Source organism: Streptomyces sp. TRD_SC_5 (assembly GCF_056836825.1).
In genome coordinates this window covers 4,289,204-4,308,599 of sequence record NZ_JBWZZS010000001.1, presented here as the reverse complement: position 1 = coordinate 4,308,599, position 19,396 = coordinate 4,289,204, and the positions used below count along the sequence as shown (strand labels likewise).

The following is a 19,396-nucleotide window of genomic DNA, read 5'->3' as shown; positions in this document are numbered from 1 at the left end:
TGTGGCGCTCCCGGTCAGGGCCTGTGAGGGCAGACACGGTACTCCCACCGGGCGCCGGTCAGCCGAGCAGGACCACGTCGACCTCGGTGCCCGGCTCGACCTCGGTGGTGTCCTCCGGGACGGTGATCAGCGCGTCGGCCCGGGCGAGGGCCGCGACGAGGTGCGATCCGGCGCCGCCGACAGGGGTGACGGAGCCCGACTTCTCGTCGTACGTACCCCGCAGGAACTGGCGCTTACCGGCCGGGGAGGAGAGCGGCTTGTCAACGATCAAGGCCGCGCGGACCTTCGGGCGGTGCACGTCCTTGAGGCCCATCAGGGCGCGGATCGCCGGGCGTACGAACAGCTCGAAGGAGACGTACGACGAGACCGGGTTGCCCGGGAGGGCGAGCAGTGGGGTGTGCTCGGGGCCGATGGAGCCGAAGCCCTGCGGCTTGCCGGGCTGCATGGCGAGCTTGCGGAAGTCGATGCCGCTGCCGGGCTCGTCCTCGTCGCCCACCGAGGACAGTGCCTCCTTGACCACGTCGTACGCGCCGACGCTGACGCCACCGGTCGTGACGATCATGTCGGCGCGGATCAGCTGGTCCTCGATGGTGGCGCGGAGCGTCTCGGCGTCGTCGGTGACGGCACCGACGCGGTAGGCGATGGCTCCGGCGTCGCGGGCGGCGGCGGTCAGCGCGAAGCTGTTGGAGTCGTAGATCTGGCCGGCCGCCAACTGCTCGCCGGGCTGCACCAGTTCGCTGCCGGTCGACAGGACGACTACGCGGGGGCGGGGCCTGACCTTCACGGTGGCGCGGCCGATGGCCGCCAGCAGGCCGATCTGGGGCGGGCCCACGACCGTACCGGCCTCCAGGGCCAGGTCGCCGGCCTGGACGTCGCTGCCGCGCGCGCGGACGTGCGCCCGCGCCTCGACGGGGCGGTGGACCCGGACCTCACCGGACGCGCCCTCGGGTGCGCCGCTCGCGGCGCGCATCGTGGCGGCCGGTCCGCCGCCCGTACCGCCGTCGGTCCACTCGACCGGGACGACGGCCTCGGCGCCGGGCGGCAGCGGGGCGCCGGTCATGATGCGGGCGGCCTCGCCGGGGCCGACCGTGAGCGTCTCGGCGCTGCCCGCCGCCACGTCACCGATGACGGTGAGGACGGCGGGGAACTCCTCGGTGGCGCCCGCGACATCGCTCGTACGGACGGCGTACCCGTCCATGGAGCTGTTGTCGAAGGGCGGCAGCGCGATCTGGACCGTGATGTCCTCGACGAGGACACAGCCCTGCGCGTCGGGGAGTTGCAGCTCGATGGGCTCGAGCGGGCTCACCGCGGCGAGGATGTCCTCAAGGTGCTCGTCGACAGACCAGATCGTGCTGCTCAAGGTGCCTACATCTCCTCGGTCACGTAACTGCGAAGCCAGGTCCGGAACTCCGGCCCCAGGTCCTCACGTTCGCATGCGAGTCTGACAATGGCACGCAGATAGTCGCCCCGGTCACCGGTGTCATAGCGGCGGCCCTTGAAGACGACGCCGTGCACGGGGCCGCCGGCCTTCCCCGCGGCGTCAGCCGCTGATTCATACGTCTCGGCCAGGTGCTGGAGGGCGTCGGTGAGCTGGATCTCGCCGCCGCGGCCCGGCTCGGTCTTGCGCAGTATGTCGAAAACGGCCGGATCCAGCACATAGCGGCCGATGATGGCGTAGTTGCTGGGCGCGTCCGCCGGGTCGGGCTTCTCGACCAGGCCGGTGACCCGTACGACATCGCCTTCACCGGTCGGCTCGACGGCGGCCGATCCGTACAGGTGGATCTGCGCGGGGTCGACCTCCATCAGCGCGATGACGCTGCCGCCGTACTGCCCCTGGATCTCGATCATCCGGGACAGCAGGGGGTCGCGCGGGTCGATCAGGTCGTCACCGAGCAGTACGGCGAAGGGCTGGTCGCCGACGTGCGGCGCGGCGCACAGGACGGCGTGGCCGAGGCCCTTGGGGTCGCCCTGGCGGACGTAGTGCATGGTGGCGAGGTCGCTCGACTCCTGCACCCGGGCGAGACGTTCGGCGTCGCCCTTGCGGCCGAGGGCCGATTCCAGCTCGTAATTGCGGTCGAAGTGGTCCTCGAGAGGGCGCTTGTTGCGGCCGGTGACCATGAGGACGTCGGAGAGGCCCGCGGACACGGCCTCCTCGACCACGTACTGGATGGCCGGCTTGTCGACGACAGGCAGCATCTCTTTTGGAGTGGCCTTTGTCGCCGGCAGGAACCTGGTGCCGAGGCCGGCGGCAGGGATGACAGCCTTGCTGATCCCGGGGTGCGACTGAGTCATGGTCAGAACGATATCCGTTGCGTATGGGAGGAAGATTAGGCTCCGGTCAATAAATTCTCATACGAGGCGTTTTGTGGAGCCAAAGTGATGTGTGACGAGCCTGACAAGGCCGGGTTGCGACGAGAACTCCTCGACATGAGATCCCGGTTGACCAGGGATGACGTCGAGAAGGCCGGTGCGGTTCTGGCGCGCAGGGCCCTGGAGCTGCCGGAGCTCGCGGACGCCGGGACGGTCGCCGCGTACGTCTCCATCGGGAGTGAGCCCGCCACCCGGGCGCTGCTGGACGCGCTGCGCGCGCGGGGCGTACGGGTGCTGCTTCCCGTGCTCCTCGCGGACAACGATCTGGACTGGGCCGAGTACGAGGGTGCCGAGCAGCTGGTGCGCGCCCGGCTCGGGCTGCTGGAGCCGCGCGGCGCCCGGCTCGGCGTGGACGCCGTACGGGAAGCCGACGCGGTGCTGCTGCCCGGGCTCGCGGTGGACGGGCGCGGGACGCGGCTCGGGCGGGGCGGCGGTTCGTACGACCGGGTGCTCGCCCGGCTGGAGGCGGCCGGCGCGCGGCCCCGCCTGGTGGTGCTGCTGTACGACGAAGAGGTGGTCGCGCGGGTCCCGAGAGAACCGCACGACCACCCCGTGAGCGCCGTGGTGACGCCGGGCGGTGTCAGGCGTTTTACGGCCTGAGTACCAGTTTGTCGGTGGTGCTCTTCTCGACCGCCTCGTCGCTGAACGGCCAGTCCAGCAGCTCGCCCTTCGCCCACTTGTCGGTCTGGTCGGTGTAGTGCGCGCTGTACGCGTGCCCCGACGCGCCGGTCAGGTTGATCCAGCGGGACCTGTCGAGGTCGTTGAGGTTCACGACCATGCGCATGGAGGGCACCCAGATGACCTCGTAGCCGCCCGCCGCGTTCCAGCCGGTGGCGTTGACCGCCGCCTCGCCGCCGCCCAGGTTCCAGGGGCCGCGGTTGAGGAGCGACTGGACGAAGCCGGGACCGCTCGTACCGAGGGTCTGGTTCTTCAGCTCCAGCTGGTGCAGGCGGCCCCAGCTCCAGGAGTCGACGTCCTTGCCGAGCTTGGCCGTCAGCTCCCAGCGGGCGTCCTTCAGCGCGCGGGCGAGCAGTTCGTCACGGGATTCGGTCGCCTTGTCGAGCCGGGTCTTGGGCGCCTGCCACCACTCGTTCTTCTCGTCCTTGAGCATCTTGCGGACGACCTCGTACCAGCGGTCGCCGCCGTCCGGCTGCGCCGAGTCCTTGGCGCGCTGGCCGCATTCGCGTACCCGCTCGTCGAGGTCGTCGACCGGGCCCGTGGCGTCGGCGGGACGGACGCTGAGGCACTGCCCCTTGACCCGCAGCTCCTTGGGCAGCTTGTTGCCGAACGCGAGCTTGAGGACGTTTCGCCACACCGCGTTGAAGTACGCGGCGGCCGCCGAGTCCGGTTCCTGCGTGTAGTCCCATCCTTCGAGCAGCTTCTGCGTCTCGCGGACGTTCGGGTCCGACACGTCGATCTTCAGCAGGTGGGGGGTGAGCAGCTTGGCGATCTCACTGCTGTTGTCCATCTGCATGGTGCGCATGTCGTCGGTGGAGATCTTGCCGCCGTCGGAGATCTTCGACTCGATGAGGTCGTTGATGCGCTGGCTGCGGGCGCCGTAGCCCCAGTCCTCGGTGAGGAGGTAGGGGTACTTCTCCTTGTCGATCACGGCCTGGTTCGCGGTGACGATGTAGCCGCGCTCCGGGTCGTACTCGTACGGCAGCTCGTCCTGCGGGATGAAGCCCTTCCAGCGGTAGCTCGAGTCCCAGCCGGGTGCGGGCATGGTGCCGTCGCCCGCGTTACGGACCGGGATGCGGCCCGGGGCCTGGTAGCCGATGTGGCCCTCGGTGTCGGCGTAGATGAGGTTCTGGGAGGGGACCTCGAAGTGGGCGGCTGCCGCGCGGAAGCTGTTGAAGTCCGTCGCCCGGTTCAGCTCGAACACGGCGTCCATGGACTTGCCGGGCATCAGCGCGGTCCACTTGAGGGAGATCCCGTAGCCTGCGCCGCGGTCGGGGGCTGCGTTGCTGACCGGGGCCTTCTCGCCGACCTTCCCGAGCTCGTCGTTGCGGTCGGAGACCAGCGGGCCGTTGTTGGTGGAGCGGACGGTGATCTTCTTCGGCTTGCCGCCGGCGACCTTGATGGTCTCCTCGCGGGTGGTGAAGGGCTTCGTGCTGCCGTCGTAGAGGTAGCCGTCGTCCGAGACCTGCTCCAGGTAGAGGTCGGTGACGTCGGCGCCGAGGTTGGTGAAGCCCCAGGCGATGTCCTGGTTGTGGCCGATTATCACGCCGGGCATGCCGGAGAAGGTGTAGCCCGCGGTGTCGTACTTGCAGGTCGCGGAGACCTTCCGGCAGTGCAGGCCCATCTGGTACCAGAGCGAGGGCAGCTGGGGCGCGAGGTGCGGGTCGTTGGCGAGCAGCGGCTTCTTGGTGGTCGTGTACTTGCCGGAGACGACCCAGGAGTTGGAGCCGATGCCGCTGCCGTTCGGGCCGAACAGCGCGGGGATCTCGTCGAGGGCGTCGGAGATGTCGGAGAGCTGGGACTGGAAGCCCTGGGTCGCGTCGGCGGCGGCGTTGCCCGCGGTGCCTGTGCCGACGCCCGTACCGGTGCCGGATGCTGTGCCGGTGCCAGTGCCGGATGCTGTGCCCGTGCCCGTGCCGGTGCCCGCGTCCGAGGTGGCTGACGCCTTCGGGTCGTACTTCTTCGTCGTCTTGTCGACCGCGCCCTCTTCGACGACCGGCTTGTTCCGGTCGTACGGGTAGGACGGGTACAGGTCCTTGATCTGCTTCGCGCTCAGCCTGCTCGTCATCAGCGAACGGTCGATCTCGTCCTGCATGTTGCCGCGCAGGTCCCAGGCCATGGCCTTCAGCCAGGCCACCGAGTCGACGGGCGTCCACTTCTGGGGCGTGTAGTCGTTGACGAAGCCCAGAGCGGCGTACTCGACGGAGATGTCCTTGCCGTCGCGGCCTTCGAGGTAGGAGTTGACGCCCGCGGCGTACGACTGGAGGTTCTTCTTCGTCTCCGGCGTCAGCTTGGTGTCGTACTCCTCCTGCGCGACCTGGCGCCAGCCGAGCGTGCGCAGGAAGGCGTCGGTGTCGACCAGGTCCGCGCCGAACATCTCGGAGAGCCGGCCCGACGTCATGTGACGGCGGACGTCCATCTCGTAGAAGCGGTCCTGCGCCTGCACGAAGCCCTGGGCGCGGAAGAGATCTTCGTCGGTGTCCGCGTAGATCTGCGGAATGCCGTAACTGTCGCGCTTGACGTCGACGGGCCCCGAGAGGCCGTCGACCTCGATCGACCCCGTGGTCTGCGGGAAGGAGGCGCGCACCGTGCTGATGCTCCAGTACGTGCCGTAGCCGACACCCGCGACAAGGGCCAACACCAGCACGATCACGATCAGGCGGGCGCGACGCCCCTTCTTCTTCTTGCCGGAAGAGGCGGTGGTGTTGGCGGGCATCGCTGTCCTTCGAGGGGCAGGGTGGTCCTTGAGTGCTGGAGCAACCATAGGCGCAGCGCTCCGGCGCCCTGGACGCGGTGCCTCCAACGGCGATCGTACGGATGATCGAGCGCGTCAAGGAAGCGTTAAAGATTAGGTAAGGTAACGAAGTACCGGCCGCCGGAGGAACGATCCGGCAGGCGTGCGAGGGAAGGAACGGCCGCTGACTGTCCACCAGCTCAATGAACTCCTGCTCGTCTGCTCGCTCGTTCTGCTCATCGCCGTCGCGGCGGTACGTATCTCGTCCCGCAGCGGGCTCCCCAGCCTGCTGCTGTACCTCGGTATCGGGATCGCCATCGGGCAGGACGGCATCTTCGACGTTCACTTCGACAACGCCGAACTGACGCAGGTGATCGGCTATGCCGCGCTTGTGGTGATCCTGGCCGAGGGCGGCCTGGGTACGAAGTGGAAGGAGATCAAGCCCGCGTTGCCCGCGGCGATCCTCCTTTCGACCGTCGGCGTCGCGGTGAGCGTGGGCGTGACGGCTGCCGGCGCGCACTATCTCGTCGGTCTCGACTGGCGGCAGTCGCTGATCGTCGGCGCGGTCGTCTCGTCGACGGACGCCGCCGCTGTCTTCTCCGTACTGCGCAAGGTGCCGCTGCCCTCCCGGATAACCGGTGTGCTCGAGGCCGAGTCGGGCTTCAACGACGCCCCTGTCGTGATCCTCGTGGTCGCCTTCTCGACGGTCGGCCCGGTGGACGAGTGGTACGTCCTGCTCGGCACGATCGCCCTCGAGCTGGCGATCGGCGCGAGCATCGGTCTCGCGGTGGGCTGGCTCGGTGCGTACGCACTGCGTCGTGTGGCGCTTCCCGCGTCCGGTCTGTATCCGATCGCGGTCATGGCCATCGCCGTATCGGCGTACGCCGCCGGAGCCATCGCGCACGGCAGCGGGTTCCTCGCCGTCTATCTGGCCGCGGTGGTGCTGGGCAACTCCAAGCTGCCGCACTGGCCGGCGACGCGCGGGTTCGCGGACGGGCTCGGCTGGATCGCGCAGATCGGCATGTTCGTCCTGCTCGGGCTGCTGGTGACGCCGCACGAGCTGCTGGTCGACTTCTGGCCGGCGGTGATGGTGGGGCTGGTGCTCACCATGGTGGCGCGACCCCTGGAAGTACTGATCAGCCTGCTGCCGTTCCGCATCCCGTGGCAGGAGCAGGCCCTCATGTCGTGGGCCGGGCTGCGCGGCGCGGTCCCCATCATCTTGGCGACCATTCCGCTGGTGTCGGGCGTCGACGGCAGCGACCGGATCTTCAACATCGTCTTCGTCCTCGTCGTCGTCTACACCCTCGTTCAGGGTCCGACACTGCCCTGGCTGGCGAAGTGGCTACGACTCGGCGACGACTCGTCCGAGGCCGCCGACCTGGGCATCGAGTCGGCGCCGCTGGAGCGGCTGCGCGGGCATCTGCTGTCGGTCGCGATCCCGGAGAAGTCGCGGATGCACGGCGTGGAGGTGGCCGAGCTGCGGCTGCCGCACGGGGCCGCGGTCACCCTGGTCGTACGGGACAAGACGAGCTTCGTACCGCTGCCGACGACCGTGCTGCGGCGCGGCGACGAGCTGCTCGTGGTGGCGACCGATCCGGTACGGGACGCCGCCGAGCGGCGGCTGCGGGCGGTCGGACAGGGCGGCAAGCTCGCCGGATGGCTGGGAACCGGTGGCAGGGGTTCCCATTGATCGTCTCTATCGCAGGCGGTGTGACGTAATCCGTACGTATTCACAGGTGCACCGAAGGCGATGCCCTGTAACATGAAGGTCTACTGATCGACCAACTCTGCCTGACGCAGAGCTGGCGCGACCGTACGGCGGCCGGCCCCCTCTCTGTGGGTGTCCTGGTATCTACCGCCGGTCCTGCGCAAGAGGACAGCTCTCGGCGGCTCCCGCACGCACACACACGCGTGCACAGGGGAGCGTCACCAGGCGGCAGAAAGGCAAGGACCGTGTCCGACACGGTCACCACCACCCGCCCCGGTTACGGCCAACTGCTCCGCACCCCTGGAGCCTGGACGTACCTGTTGCCCGGGTTCTTGGCACGCCAGCCCTTCGCGATGCTGACCATCGGCATCGTGCTGCTCGTGCAGCACACCACAGGGTCGTACGGAAGCGCGGGCGCTGTCGCCGCCGTCACCGGCGTTTCCATGGCACTGTTCGCGCCGCAGAGCGGCAAACTCGCCGACCGTTTCGGACAGAGCACGGTTCTGATTCCGGGCGTTCTCGTGCACACCGCTTCCGTGGTCACACTGACGGTGCTGGCGCTCTCCGGAGCGCCCATGTGGGCGCTGTTCGTCGCGGCCGTTCCCACGGGTGCGTCCGTTCCGCAGATCGGCCCGATGGTGCGGGCCCGCTGGGCCGCCAAGCTCGAGGGCTCTCCGCTGATGTCGACCGCCGCGGCGTTCGAGTCCGTGACGGACGAATTCACCTTCGTTGTGGGACCCGTTCTCGCGACCGCCCTGTGCACCGGCGTGCACCCGGCGGCCGGCCTGATCGCCGAGGCCGCGCTCACGCTGGTCGGCGGCCTGTTCTTCGCCGTTCAGCGGCGTACGCAGCCGCAGGCCGGGCGCCTGTCCATGTCCGACGGACCGCGCGCCTCGGCGCTCTCCGTTCCGGGTGTACGGGTGCTCGCGGTGGCCTTCCTCGGCATCGGCGCGGTCTTCGGGGGAATGCAGGTCTCGCTGACCGCGTTCTCCGAGGAAATCGGGAACCCGGGCGTGAACGGGCTGCTCTACGGAACGTTCGCCGCGGGCAACATGCTCGCCGGTGTCGCGTGCGGTGCGATCGCCTGGAAGGTCGGTCCCCGTCGCCGCCTGATGGTGGCGTACGCCGCGCTGACGCTGGCCGCCTCCGGACTGTGGGCGGTGCACTCCGTGCCGCTGCTCGCGGGGCTGGGACTGCTGGTCGGCCTGTGCATCGCGCCCGCGCTGATCACCGGCTACACGATGATCGAGTCGCTGGTGCCGGCTTCGGCCCGTACCGAGGCCTTCACCTGGCTGACCGGCGCGGTCGCGCTCGGACAGGCCGCGGGTGTCACGGTCGCGGGACGACTGGCGGACGCGAACAGCGCGAGCGCGGGATTCCTGGTGCCGCTGGCGGGCACCGCGCTCGCCCTGGCCACCCTGGTGGCACTGCGCTCGCGGCTGGCGCCGAGGGTTCCGGGACGGGTCGCCGCACGTGGCGTGAGTCACCGAGTGCCTGTGACGGTGGACTGATCTCGCGGAATACGTCACTATGGAACGTCGTTAGCACTCATTGAGTGAGAGTGCCAGGAGGAGCAAGTGCCGACCTACCAGTACCAGTGCACCGAGTGCGGCGAAGGCCTCGAGGCGGTGCAGAAGTTCACCGATGACGCACTGACCGTGTGCCCGAGCTGTGAGGGACGCCTGAAGAAGGTGTTCTCCGCGGTCGGCATCGTCTTCAAGGGTTCCGGGTTCTACCGGAACGACAGCCGCGGCTCCTCGTCGAGCAGCACGCCGGCCACGTCGTCCTCGAAGGCGGCCGATGCGTCGTCGACGTCCTCGTCGTCGTCCTCGTCTTCGGGGTCCGACTCGAAGCCAACCGCTTCGTCGTCGAGCTCGTCCTCGGGCTCCGGCTCCAGCAGCTCTTCCAGCAGCTCCTCGGCCGCCTAGGCCCACCGCTTCTGGGTGACCCCGCCGTTTCCGACGGCGGGGTCCTCGGCGTTTTCGCGCCCGGCTACTGTGACCGCCATGGCGAACGCGAACGCAGAGATCGGCGTGATTGGCGGCTCGGGCTTCTACTCCTTCCTGGAGGACGTGACCGAGGTCGAGGTGGACACCCCCTACGGGAAGCCGAGCGACTCGCTGTTCCTGGGTGAGATAGCGGGGCGGCGGGTGGCCTTCCTCCCCCGCCACGGGCGCGGCCACCACCTTCCGCCGCACCGCATCAACTACCGCGCCAACATGTGGGCGCTGCGTTCCGTCGGTGCGCGCCAGGTGCTCGGGCCGTGCGCGGTGGGCGGGCTGCGGGCCGAGTACGGGCCGGGCACTCTGCTCGTACCGGATCAGCTGGTGGACCGTACGAAGGCGCGCGCGCAGACGTTCTACGACGGCGAGACGCCGGTGGACGGCCGTCTGCCGAACGTCGTGCACGTGACCTTCGCCGACCCGTACTGCCCCGACGGACGCCGGGCCGCGCTCGCGGCGGCGCGCGGGCGTGAGTGGGAGCCGGTGGACGGCGGAACGCTGGTCGTCGTGGAGGGGCCGCGGTTCTCGACGCGGGCGGAGTCGCGGTGGCATGCGGCGGCGGGCTGGTCGGTGGTCGGCATGACCGGGCACCCGGAGGCCGTGCTCGCCAGGGAGCTGGGGCTTTGCTACACGTCCTTGACGCTGGTGACCGACCTGGACGCCGGGGCGGAGACGGGCGAGGGCGTGTCCCACGAAGAGGTGCTCAAGGTGTTCGCGGCGAATGTGGGCCGGCTGCGCGATGTGCTCTTCGACGCGGTGGCGGGGCTGCCGGCGGACGAGGCGCGCGACTGCCTGTGCTCGCGGGCGCTGGACGGGCTCGACACGGGGATCGCGCTGCCCTGACGGGTGAGGGAGTTACCCACACATTGGGTGCTGTCCACAGGGCTCGGCGGGATCCGGGCGGAGCGTGGATCGTGAGGAGCGTCCAGCCGGAACTCCTCGTGGCAGGCGGTGGTCACCGTGTCCCTCTACCCCTACGTACCCATTCCCCCGGCGCCCGTTCCCGGGCCGGATCCATGTGGTGTGCCCGAGTTCGCCCCGCTGCGGGTGCGCGGCGGCAGGCACCGGCTCCGGCGTGCGGTACGCCGCAGGAGGCGGGCCATGGCAGCCGGGCTGGCGATGACCGCCGCCGCGCTCGCCGCTTCTGGGGCGCGTGACGCGGGGCGTGCGGGCGGTGCGGCCCAGGCGGGGGCGCAGGAGCGGGCCGACCCGGCGGGGGCGCCGCGGCGCGAGCGACCGGCGGTGGAGATGGTGTCCGCCCCGGTGCGTATCGCGGACGCCGAGACCGTGCGGCTGCTGCGCCGGGGAGACCGCGTCGATGTGATCGCTGCGGCGGCCGGCCCCCGGGTACCGGGCGGGGATCCGCCGGACGCACGGGTGGTGGCTGCCGGCGCACGCGTGGCCGAAGTGCCGAAGGCGCGCGAGGCCTCCGGCGACGAGACCGGCGGAGCGCTGGTCGTTCTTTCCGTACCGCGAACCACGGCCGCCGCGCTGGCCGGTGCGGGCACGACGTCCCAACTGGCGGTGACACTGTGCTGACTAGAACTGGCGAGCTGTCATGTCACCGGTACGTGAAAGGCGATTGGACAGGGCCGTCACCTGCTGACGTAGGTTTCGGAACTGTTTGCTCCGCCCCCGGCACATGCGAAAAGAGGCTCATTCGTGAGCGAGGAGAAGAAGCAGAGCGTTCTGGCGGGCTTCAAGGCCTTCCTGATGCGCGGCAATGTGATCGACCTGGCTGTCGCGGTGGTCATCGGCGCCGCGTTCACCAACGTCGTGAACTCGATCGTCAAGGGCGTGATCAACCCGCTGGTCGGTGCGTTCGGCACGCAGGACCTGGAGAAGTACAGCTCCTGCCTGAAGCAGCCGTGCAAGGCGGACGCGAACGGCGTGATGCAGGGCATCCCGATCAACTGGGGGCTTGTCCTCAGCGCGGTTCTCAGCTTCCTGATCACCGCTGCGGTCGTCTACTTCCTCATGGTGCTGCCCATGGCCAAGTACCTGGCGCGGCGGGCGGCGCGGGAGAAGGCGCAGGAGGCCACCGCGGAGGTCATGGAGGCCACCGAGGTCGAACTGCTCAAGGAGATCAGGGACGTCCTGGTCGCGCAGCGCGGCTCGGGCCACGACAACACGCCGTAGCCCGGGTCGCTCAGAGGTGGTGCGGCGGCTTCTCGTCCAGGAATCGGGCGAGGTCGGCCGCGCTGCCGCCACCGCCGGGAGGCCGCTCGCCCCACCCTCGGTCCGTGTCGTCCGCTGATTGCTGGTCCAGTGGATCGCCGAAGTCCAGCGCCGGCTTCGGCCGCGGCTTGCGCTCGGCCTTCTGCTCGGTCGTCTGCTCCGGATCTCGCGGTCCGTGGGCGGGGGCGGTGCTCATGCTTCCAGGGTACGGCGGACAGCCGGTTCCGTTACCTCGGCAGTCCCGGTACCGAAGAGGACCTCGCGTGGTACGCAGGACCCCATGGGACACCAGACGAGGGCTGACGCCCTGACCGATGTGGCCGGACTGCGGGTCGGCCACGCGCGCGTACCGGGTGACCGGGCACTGAGCGGCACCACCGTCGTGCTGGCACCGGAGGGCGGGGCGTTGGCCGCCGTCGATGTACGGGGCGGGGGGCCGGGCACCCGGGAGACGGACGCCCTGGACCCGCGGAACCTCGTGCAGCGCGTCGACGCCGTCGTCCTGACCGGCGGCAGCGCGTACGGTCTCGACGCCGCGTCCGGGGTCATGGCGTGGCTGGAGGAGCACGGCCGGGGCTTCCGGGTGGGGCCCGACCCGGCTCAGGTGGTGCCGGTCGTTCCGGCGGCCTGCCTCTTCGACCTGGGGCGCGGCGGCGACTGGCGGGCCAGGCCGGATGCCGCCACCGGACGGGCCGCCGTCGAGGATGCCGCCCGTACCGGCATGGGGGCGCCCGTGGCCCAGGGCGGGGTGGGCGCGGGGACGGGCGCGGTCGCGGGTGCGATGAAGGGCGGGGTGGGCACTGCGTCCGTGGTGCTCGACTCGGGCATCACGGTGGGAGCGCTCGTCGTCGTCAACGCCGCCGGGTCGGCCGTCGATCCACTGACAGGGGTCGTCTACGGGAGCTACTTCCAGGGGCGGTGCGAATATCCGCCGGCAAAGGTGCACGCGGCGGCGCAGCTGAGGCTGACCGACGCGCGGGCGGAGACGCAGCGGCGGACAGCCGGTTCCGCGCTCCCCCCGCTGAACACCACCCTGGCTGTCGTCGCCACTGACGCGGAGCTGACGCGCGCGCAGGCGCAGAAGCTCGCGGGGACCGCGCACGACGGGCTCGCGCGGGCTGTGCGTCCGGTGCATCTGCTCACCGACGGGGACACCGTTTTCGCCTTGTCCACGGGCGCGAAGGCACTGGTGGACGGTACGGCTGAGCCCGCGTTCGCCGTGCACGCGAGTGCGGCAGCCCTCAACGAGGTGCTGGGGGCGGGGGCGGACGCGCTGACCCGTGCGGTGGTGAAAGCCGTACTGGCGGCGGAGGGGGTCGAGGGGCCCGGGGGCGTTTACCCGGCGTACCGGGACCTCTACTGACGTACCGGCGGGGCGAGTTGACCAGGGGGCGCGGGAACCTTGGGTGCGCCCCCTTCGTTTTGCTCAACCCCGGCGACGTTGTCAGACCCAGGGGCTACGTTGAGCACTCGGCAAGTAACAAGCGGCGACGGCCTGGAGAAACCCTTGAGCGATCCGTACGAGACAACCGAGGAGCACCTCGAGCGACTCCTGGGGCGCGCACTCAACTCGTTCGACCTGCCCGACGCCACTGTGGAGCGGCTCGAACTGGCCCTGGCACACAGCACGTCCTTGCATTCCTCGCACCACAGCGCGGGCCTGCACCGCGAGACGTTCAAGCACGCCTTCCTGCTGTCCGACGGCACCTCGCTCACGCTGTGGGAGCTGGCGCACAACGCGGGCCGTGACGGCACCACACAGCACGAGCTGTACACGGACGCTTCCGAAGCCGGGCTGGCCGCGTCCAGGCTGCCGCGCCCCGGCGGCGCCGATGCGTTCGGCTTGCCCGGTGGGGACGCGGACCTTGACGCCGACCTCGAGATCCTCGCCACGCTCATGGCCGTGCGGCCGTCCACCGCGCCGCGCATCTTCGTCCCGGACAACTCCGCCGACCATGCGCGTCGCGTTCTGCGCCGTGCCGAGAACACCGACCGGCCGGGGCAGGACACCGCCCTGCGGCTGAGCCGCGCCGTCGCCCACCAGATCACCCAGGCCTTCGGCCGCCAGTGCAGCGTGGAGGGCCGGGACGCCGGCTTCACGCTGTACGACCACGCGTTCCTGCTGGACGACCGGAGCGAGGTCAGCCTCTGGGAAGTGGAGCACACGGCGACGCCGGACGGCCGGCACATGTGCGAGGTGTACGAGACGGAGCGCGCCGCGCGCGAGGCCATGGAGCTTCGCGCCCGAGTCCGGTGACGCCTCGCCGCCGGTCAGGAGTTGTCCCTCGGCTCCCGGGCTCGCGAGGACCGTATGCGCTCCCGCGTTCCGAAGGCCGGCTCTTCGGCGTTCTCGGGCGGCTGTAAACGCCGACGGCGCCCGTGTCGACCGGACACGGGCGCCGTCCGCCGTCGGGTGAAGGCAGGTCAGGACGTGAGCACCGGGTCCTTCGTCGGTGAGGTGTCCGCGACCGCGTCTTCCTCAGCACCCGCCCGCGGCCGCCTCGGCAGCGCGAACATCAGGAAGAAGATGAACAGCAGCACCGCCGTCGCCCACCACAGCGCGTTCTGGAACGCGTCGACGAAGGCCATGCCGACTGTGTTCGAGGCCGACTGGTCGTCGATGACGCCGAAGAAGACCACAGACACCAGACCGAGGCCCAGCGCGTTGCCCATCTGCCCCATCGTGTTGATCAGGCCGGACGCCGAACCCGCGTGCTCGCGCGGCACGTCGGAGAGCACGGCTTCCGTCAGCGGCGCCACGATCAGTCCCATGCCGAGCCCCATCACCACGAGTGGCAGCGCCATCTGCCAGGAGCTGATGGCCGTGCCGTACCGGTCTGCCTCCCAGATGTAGAGCAGCATCCCGGCGACCATCGTGAGCGCGCCGGTCTGGAGGACCTTGCGGCCGAAGCGCGGGACGAGGATCTGTACGGAAATACCTGCCGCCGCCGACACCGCGAGGGAGAACGGGATGCCCGTCGTACCGGCGCGAATTGCGCTCCAGCCCAGGCCGAGCTGCATGTAGAGGGTCCAGACGAGGAAGAAGATGCCCAGCGCCACGCCGAAGGTCAGCTGCACCGCGATGCCGGCCGCGAAGCTCTTCACCTTGAAGAGGGAGAGCTCGACGAGCGGTGAGCCGTCCTTGCGGGTCTTGTAGCGCTCGTACGCGATGAAGAGCGCGAAGACGGCCGGGCTGCTGATCATCGAGACGTGGCCCCACAACGGCCAGTCCAGCTCCTCGCCGCGGGTGAGCGGGTAGATCAGCATGAGCAGGCCCAGCGTCGCGAGCGCCACGCCGATCAGGTCCAGGCGCAGCGCCTTCGGGGCCTTCGACTCGGTGATGAAGCGGCTGCCGAGGATCAGGCCCGCGATGCCGACGGGGAGGTTGATGAGGAAGATCGGGCGCCATCCCAGGCCGAACAGGTTCCACTCGGTGAGCAGCGCGCCCAGCATCGGGCCCGACACGGCGCCCAGCCCGACGATCGCGCCGAAGAGGCCGAAGACCTTGCCGCGCTCGTGCGCGGGGAAGGTGGCGTGGACGATCGACAGGACCTGCGGCACCATCAGCGCCGCCATCGCGCCCTGGAGGACGCGGGACGCGACGAGGATCTCCGAGCCGCCGGCGAATCCGCAGAGCGCGGAGGCGACGGTGAAGCCGCCGATGCCGATCAGAAAGAGCCGCTTGCGGCCGTAGATGTCACCGAGCCTGCCGCCCGTGATCAGCCCGGCGGCGAAGGCCAGGGCGTATCCCGCGGTGATCCACTGGATCGCGCCGAAGGTGGCGCCCAGGTCCTGCTTGATGCTGGGGATCGCTATGTTGACGATCGTGACGTCGACCAGGTCCATGAAGGCGGCGGTCATCACGATGGCGAGTGCGAACCACCGGCGGCGGTCGGGCGGAGCTGTTGAAGTCATATGAGTGAGGCTAGGCCGTATGTAGGACAGAGTGTGTCCCATTTCGGCGGCATGCTTGAAGCATGACGACCGACACACCGGCCCGGCTGCTGCAACTGCTCTCGCTCCTCCAGACGCCCCGCGAATGGCCGGGCAGCGAGCTCTCCGAGCGGCTGCGCGTCAGTCGCCGGACCGTGCGGCGCGACGTCGACCGGCTGCGCGAGCTCGGCTATCCCGTACAGGCGACGATGGGCACGGACGGCGGCTACCGGCTCGTCGCGGGCAAGGCCATGCCGCCGCTGGTGCTCGACGACGAGGAGGCCGTCGCCATCGCGGTGGGCCTCCGGGCGGGGGCGGGGCACGCGGTCGAGGGGATCGAGGAGGCTTCCGTACGGGCGCTGGCGAAGCTGGAGCAGGTGCTGCCGTCCAGGCTGCGCCGGCAGGTGGCGACTCTTCAGGCCGCCACCATCCCGCTGACCAGCGGCGACGGCGCGACCATCGACCCTCACACTCTGACGGTGATGGCGGGCGCGGCTACCGGTCAGGAGCGGCTGCGGTTCGGCTACCGGTCGGGCGACGGGTCCCGGACCAAACGTCTCGTCGAGCCGCACCGGCTGGTCAGCACGGGACGGCGCTGGTATCTCGTCGCGTACGACGTGGACCGGGAAGCCTGGCGTACGTTCCGTGTCGACCGGGTGAGTGAGCCGTTCGCCACGGGTGCGCGCTTCACGCCCCGGGGGCTGCCGAGCGGGGACGCCGCCGAGTTCATCCGGCAGTCGTTGAACCGCTCCCAGTCGCGGTACCGGGTGGTGGCGACGTTCGACGCGCCCGCCGAGTTCGTGGCGGCCCGTCTGCCGGGCTCGCTCGGCACGCCGGAGCCGGCGGAGGGCGACGACAGCCGCTGCCGGCTCGATGTCACGTCCACCGACTCGATGGACTGGCTGGGGATCCGACTGGCCCTGGTGGACTGCGAGTTCACGGTGTCCGAGCCGCGTGAGCTCGTCGACTACCTGGCCGGACTCGGCGGCCGGATCAGCCGTGCGACCGCCGGCCGGGAAGAGTAGATGTGGGGAGCCCCGGCGCCGGGGGGAGTGCGCCGGGGCTCGGCCCTGGGAAGGACACGTGCCTCGCTGGGGCCGCTCATGCCGCCGATTCGAAGCCCGTGTCGTGAGCCAGGCGCTTCAGCTCCAGCAGAGCGTGCTTCTCGATCTGCCGGATCCGCTCGCGCGTCAGCCCGTGCTGCTTGCCGACCTCGGTCAGGGTCCGCTCACGGCCGTCCTCTATGCCGTACCGCATGCGGATGATCGACGCCGTGCGCTCGTCGAGGTGACCTATGAGGCTCTCCAGCTCCTCGCTGCGCAGCAGCGACAGCACCGACTGCTCGGGCGAGACCGCCGAGGTGTCCTCCAGCAGGTCTCCGAACTGCGTCTCGCCCGCGTCGTCGACCGGCATGTTGAGCGAAACCGGGTCGCGCGCCCAGTCCAGGACGTCACTGACGCGCTGAGGCTTGGCCTCCAGCTCGGCCGCGATCTCCCCGTGCTCCGGGTCGCGCCCGTGCATGCGGTTGAACTCGCGCTGCACGCGCCGGATGCGGCCCAGTTCCTCCACGAGGTGGACGGGGAGCCGGATGGTGCGGGACTGGTCGGCTATGGACCGGGTGATGGCCTGCCGGATCCACCAGGTCGCGTACGTCGAGAACTTGAAGCCCTTCGCGTAGTCGAACTTCTCGACCGCGCGCACCAGGCCCGCGTTCCCCTCCTGGATCAGGTCGAGCAGGGGCAGACCGCTGCGCGGATAGCGGCGCGCGACGGCCACGACAAGGCGGAGGTTGGAGCGTATGAAGAGGTCCTTGGCGCGCTCGCCCTCGGCGACCAGCGCTTCGAGCTCCTCTCGGGAGGCGTCGTTCGCCTTGCTGGATACTTCCTTGTCGAGGATCTGCTGGGCGTACACCCCCGCCTCGATGGTTTGCGAGAGGTCGACTTCCTTGGCGGCGTCGAGCAGCGGCGTCCGTGCGATTTCGTCGAGGTACATGCCGACCAGGTCGCGGTCGGCGATCTCCCCGCCTGCGGCGCGAACGCTGCGTACCCCGCCTGACCCGCTGCTGGCGGTCTGACGACGGGCGACGGCACGGGTTGCCATGCGTGCTCCCTTGCGTAAGTAGGTCGCGATTGTTTGGCTGCCGGACTCCCTTCGGGTGCCCAGCCTCGATGGAAACAACGACTGGAATCCGGACAGAATTCCCATGGCGTGCACTCATTTTCGTGATCTTGCAGTACCCTGTCGGCCCCTGAGGGGCGACGCACGCCGCAGGAACACTCAGAGGTGCAGGTCAGCGCGGTCCCCGAGACCGGCCTCGGGGACCGTCGCCCGTGGCCGCGCTCTCACCCTGAAGACGGCCCGCACCGCCTTCTGGTTGCTCGCGATGTCCGTTCCGGTCGCTCAGCCGAACTGCAGCGACCGCTTCGCCAGCCCCATCCAGAAGCCGTCGATCACATCGCGCTGGGCCCCGAGCTCGCCCTCCGACGCGCCCAGCGTCACGAACAGCGGCGCGAAGTGCTCGGTGCGCGGGTGGGCGAGCCGGCCCGCCGGGGACTTGTGCTCGAAGTCGAGCAGCGCGTCCACGTCCGCCGCCGCCAGCGCCTCGCGCCCCCACGCGTCGAACTCCGCCGACCAGCCGGGCACTCCCCCGCCCTGGTGCCGCAGGGCGGCCAGGTTGTGGGTGAAGAAGCCGCTGCCGACGATCAGTACGCCCGCGTCCCGCAGAGGCGCGAGCTTGCGCCCGATGTCCATCAGCCGCTGCGGGTCGAGGGTGGGCATGGAGATCTGGAGTACGGGAATGTCGGCCGCCGGGAACATCTCGACGAGCGGGACGTACGCCCCGTGGTCGAGCCCGCGGCCCGGGATGTCCTGGACGGGCGTACCGGCGCCGCGCAGCAACTTCCGTACGGATTCGGCGAGTCCGGGGGCGCCGGGCGCGGCGTACTCCACGCGGTAGTAGTGCTCCGGGAAGCCCCAGAAGTCGTAGACCAGCGGAACCGTCCCGGTGGCGCCGAGGGCGAGCGGGGCCTCCTCCCAGTGGGCGGAGACCATCAGGATGGCGCGGGGCCGGGGCAGCTCGGCGGACCAGGCGGCGAGCTGACCGGGCCAGACGGGGTCGTCGGCCAGTGGCGGGGCGCCGTGGCTCAGATAGAGGGCGGGCATACGCTCCATGGCCGATCCTTCCTTGAAACTTCAAGCTCTGCTCGATACGACCTTAACGCCATCTAGTTTAACCTTCAAGGAGTGGGTCGTAGAGTGGTGTTCATGACGACGGCACCCCGCTGGCTCAGCGAACAGGAACAGCGCACTTGGCGCGCCTACCTCCAGGCAACCACGCTTCTGGAGGACCACCTCGACCGCCAGCTGCAGCGCGACGCCGGAATGCCGCACGTCTATTACGGGCTGCTGGTGCAGCTGTCACAGGCGCCGGAGCGGCAGCTGAGGATGACCGAGCTGGCCCGCATCGCGAAGATCACCCGCTCCCGCCTCTCGCACGCCGTCGCCCGCCTGGAGCGAAACGGCTGGGTGCGCCGCGAGGACTGCCCGTCCGACCGGCGCGGACAGAACGCCGTACTGACGGACGAGGGGTACGAGGTCCTGAAGCAGACTGCGCCCGGCCATGTCGCGACCGTCCGCCAGGCGATGTTCGACCGGCTCGCCCCGGAGCAGGTGCGTCAGCTCGGCGAGATCATGCGGATCATGGCGGAGGGGCTGCAGCCGAAGGACACGGACGCGGACCTGCCCTGGCTCCGCTGAAGCTGAAGCGGAACCAGGGCAGGTCGGGTCGGGTCG

The 19,396-nt window shown here is 69.9% G+C and carries 18 protein-coding genes; 11 read left to right on the top strand and 7 right to left on the bottom strand.

Annotated elements, in window-relative coordinates; all coding sequences use genetic code 11:
- Window positions 1-58 precede the first annotated feature (58 nt).
- Window positions 59-1,360 carry a molybdotransferase-like divisome protein Glp gene (gene glp / locus AC1P0E_RS19985; protein ID WP_482743515.1) on the bottom strand — a complete coding sequence of 434 codons (1,302 nt, stop codon included), beginning with the start codon at window positions 1,358-1,360 and terminating at the stop codon, window positions 59-61.
- A 5-nt stretch (window positions 1,361-1,365) separates the two neighbouring features.
- Entirely contained in the window at window positions 1,366-2,292 is a 927-nt protein-coding gene (galU, locus tag AC1P0E_RS19980; protein WP_482743514.1) for a UTP--glucose-1-phosphate uridylyltransferase GalU, read from the bottom strand.
- Between the two features lie 87 nt (window positions 2,293-2,379).
- Between galU and AC1P0E_RS19975 the strand changes: the two genes are divergently transcribed.
- A complete protein-coding gene (locus tag AC1P0E_RS19975; RefSeq protein WP_482743513.1) occupies window positions 2,380-2,970 on the top strand; it encodes a 5-formyltetrahydrofolate cyclo-ligase in 591 nt (196 codons plus the stop codon).
- Here the strand turns inward: AC1P0E_RS19975 and AC1P0E_RS19970 are convergent.
- A complete protein-coding gene (locus AC1P0E_RS19970) occupies window positions 2,960-5,764 on the bottom strand; it encodes a penicillin acylase family protein (RefSeq protein ID WP_482743512.1) in 2,805 nt (934 codons plus the stop codon). The two genes, AC1P0E_RS19975 and AC1P0E_RS19970, sit on opposite strands and share 11 nt — an antisense overlap.
- Window positions 5,765-5,945: 181 nt before the next feature.
- On the opposite strand from AC1P0E_RS19970, the gene AC1P0E_RS19965 reads away from it, so the two are divergent.
- The 6 genes from AC1P0E_RS19965 to mscL all read left to right on the top strand — a co-directional run bounded on the left by AC1P0E_RS19965 (window position 5,946) and on the right by mscL (window position 11,632).
- The gene (locus AC1P0E_RS19965) at window positions 5,946-7,472 is read left to right on the top strand and encodes a potassium/proton antiporter (protein WP_482743511.1); all 1,527 of its coding nucleotides are present in this window, start codon (window positions 5,946-5,948) and stop codon (window positions 7,470-7,472) included.
- 263 nt (window positions 7,473-7,735) lie between these two features.
- Window positions 7,736-9,001: an MFS transporter gene (locus AC1P0E_RS19960; RefSeq protein WP_482743510.1), complete on the top strand. Its 1,266-nt coding sequence runs from the start codon at window positions 7,736-7,738 to the stop codon at window positions 8,999-9,001.
- A 66-nt stretch (window positions 9,002-9,067) separates the two neighbouring features.
- Window positions 9,068-9,418, top strand: a complete 351-nt coding sequence (locus AC1P0E_RS19955) for an FmdB family zinc ribbon protein (RefSeq protein ID WP_482743509.1) — start codon at window positions 9,068-9,070, stop codon at window positions 9,416-9,418.
- Window positions 9,419-9,496: 78 nt separating this feature from the next.
- A complete protein-coding gene (locus tag AC1P0E_RS19950) occupies window positions 9,497-10,336 on the top strand; it encodes an S-methyl-5'-thioadenosine phosphorylase (protein WP_482743508.1) in 840 nt (279 codons plus the stop codon).
- A gap of 258 nt (window positions 10,337-10,594) precedes the next feature.
- Complete coding sequence (locus AC1P0E_RS19945) at window positions 10,595-11,032, top strand: hypothetical protein (protein WP_482743507.1); 438 nt, start codon at window positions 10,595-10,597, stop codon at window positions 11,030-11,032.
- A 123-nt stretch (window positions 11,033-11,155) separates the two neighbouring features.
- Complete coding sequence (gene mscL / locus AC1P0E_RS19940; RefSeq protein ID WP_482743506.1) at window positions 11,156-11,632, top strand: large conductance mechanosensitive channel protein MscL; 477 nt, start codon at window positions 11,156-11,158, stop codon at window positions 11,630-11,632.
- Between the two features lie 10 nt (window positions 11,633-11,642).
- Here mscL and AC1P0E_RS19935 read toward each other — a convergent pair whose 3' ends face one another.
- On the bottom strand, window positions 11,643-11,867 hold the full coding sequence (locus tag AC1P0E_RS19935; protein WP_482743505.1) for a hypothetical protein: 225 nt from the start codon (window positions 11,865-11,867) through the stop codon (window positions 11,643-11,645).
- An 84-nt stretch (window positions 11,868-11,951) separates the two neighbouring features.
- On the opposite strand from AC1P0E_RS19935, the gene AC1P0E_RS19930 reads away from it, so the two are divergent.
- Complete coding sequence (locus AC1P0E_RS19930) at window positions 11,952-13,034, top strand: P1 family peptidase (RefSeq protein WP_482743504.1); 1,083 nt, start codon at window positions 11,952-11,954, stop codon at window positions 13,032-13,034.
- 144 nt (window positions 13,035-13,178) lie between these two features.
- Entirely contained in the window at window positions 13,179-13,928 is a 750-nt protein-coding gene (locus AC1P0E_RS19925) for a DUF6227 family protein (protein ID WP_482743503.1), read from the top strand.
- 167 nt (window positions 13,929-14,095) lie between these two features.
- Here the strand turns inward: AC1P0E_RS19925 and AC1P0E_RS19920 are convergent, their stop codons facing one another.
- Window positions 14,096-15,586, bottom strand: coding sequence for an MFS transporter (locus AC1P0E_RS19920; RefSeq protein ID WP_482743502.1), 1,491 nt, complete (start codon window positions 15,584-15,586; stop codon window positions 14,096-14,098).
- A 62-nt stretch (window positions 15,587-15,648) separates the two neighbouring features.
- Between AC1P0E_RS19920 and AC1P0E_RS19915 the strand changes: the two genes are divergently transcribed.
- Window positions 15,649-16,629, top strand: coding sequence for a helix-turn-helix transcriptional regulator (locus AC1P0E_RS19915; RefSeq protein ID WP_482743501.1), 981 nt, complete (start codon window positions 15,649-15,651; stop codon window positions 16,627-16,629).
- A 76-nt stretch (window positions 16,630-16,705) separates the two neighbouring features.
- Here the strand turns inward: AC1P0E_RS19915 and AC1P0E_RS19910 are convergent, their stop codons facing one another.
- Window positions 16,706-17,704: a sigma-70 family RNA polymerase sigma factor gene (locus AC1P0E_RS19910; protein ID WP_482743500.1), complete on the bottom strand. Its 999-nt coding sequence runs from the start codon at window positions 17,702-17,704 to the stop codon at window positions 16,706-16,708.
- A gap of 300 nt (window positions 17,705-18,004) precedes the next feature.
- Complete coding sequence (locus tag AC1P0E_RS19905; protein WP_482745821.1) at window positions 18,005-18,766, bottom strand: dioxygenase family protein; 762 nt, start codon at window positions 18,764-18,766, stop codon at window positions 18,005-18,007.
- Window positions 18,767-18,868: 102 nt separating this feature from the next.
- Here AC1P0E_RS19905 and AC1P0E_RS19900 point away from each other — a divergent pair, with 102 nt between their 5' ends.
- Window positions 18,869-19,360 (top strand): MarR family winged helix-turn-helix transcriptional regulator, encoded by a 492-nt coding sequence (locus AC1P0E_RS19900; protein WP_482743499.1) that lies wholly within the window; start codon window positions 18,869-18,871, stop codon window positions 19,358-19,360.
- Window positions 19,361-19,396: the final 36 nt, after the last annotated feature.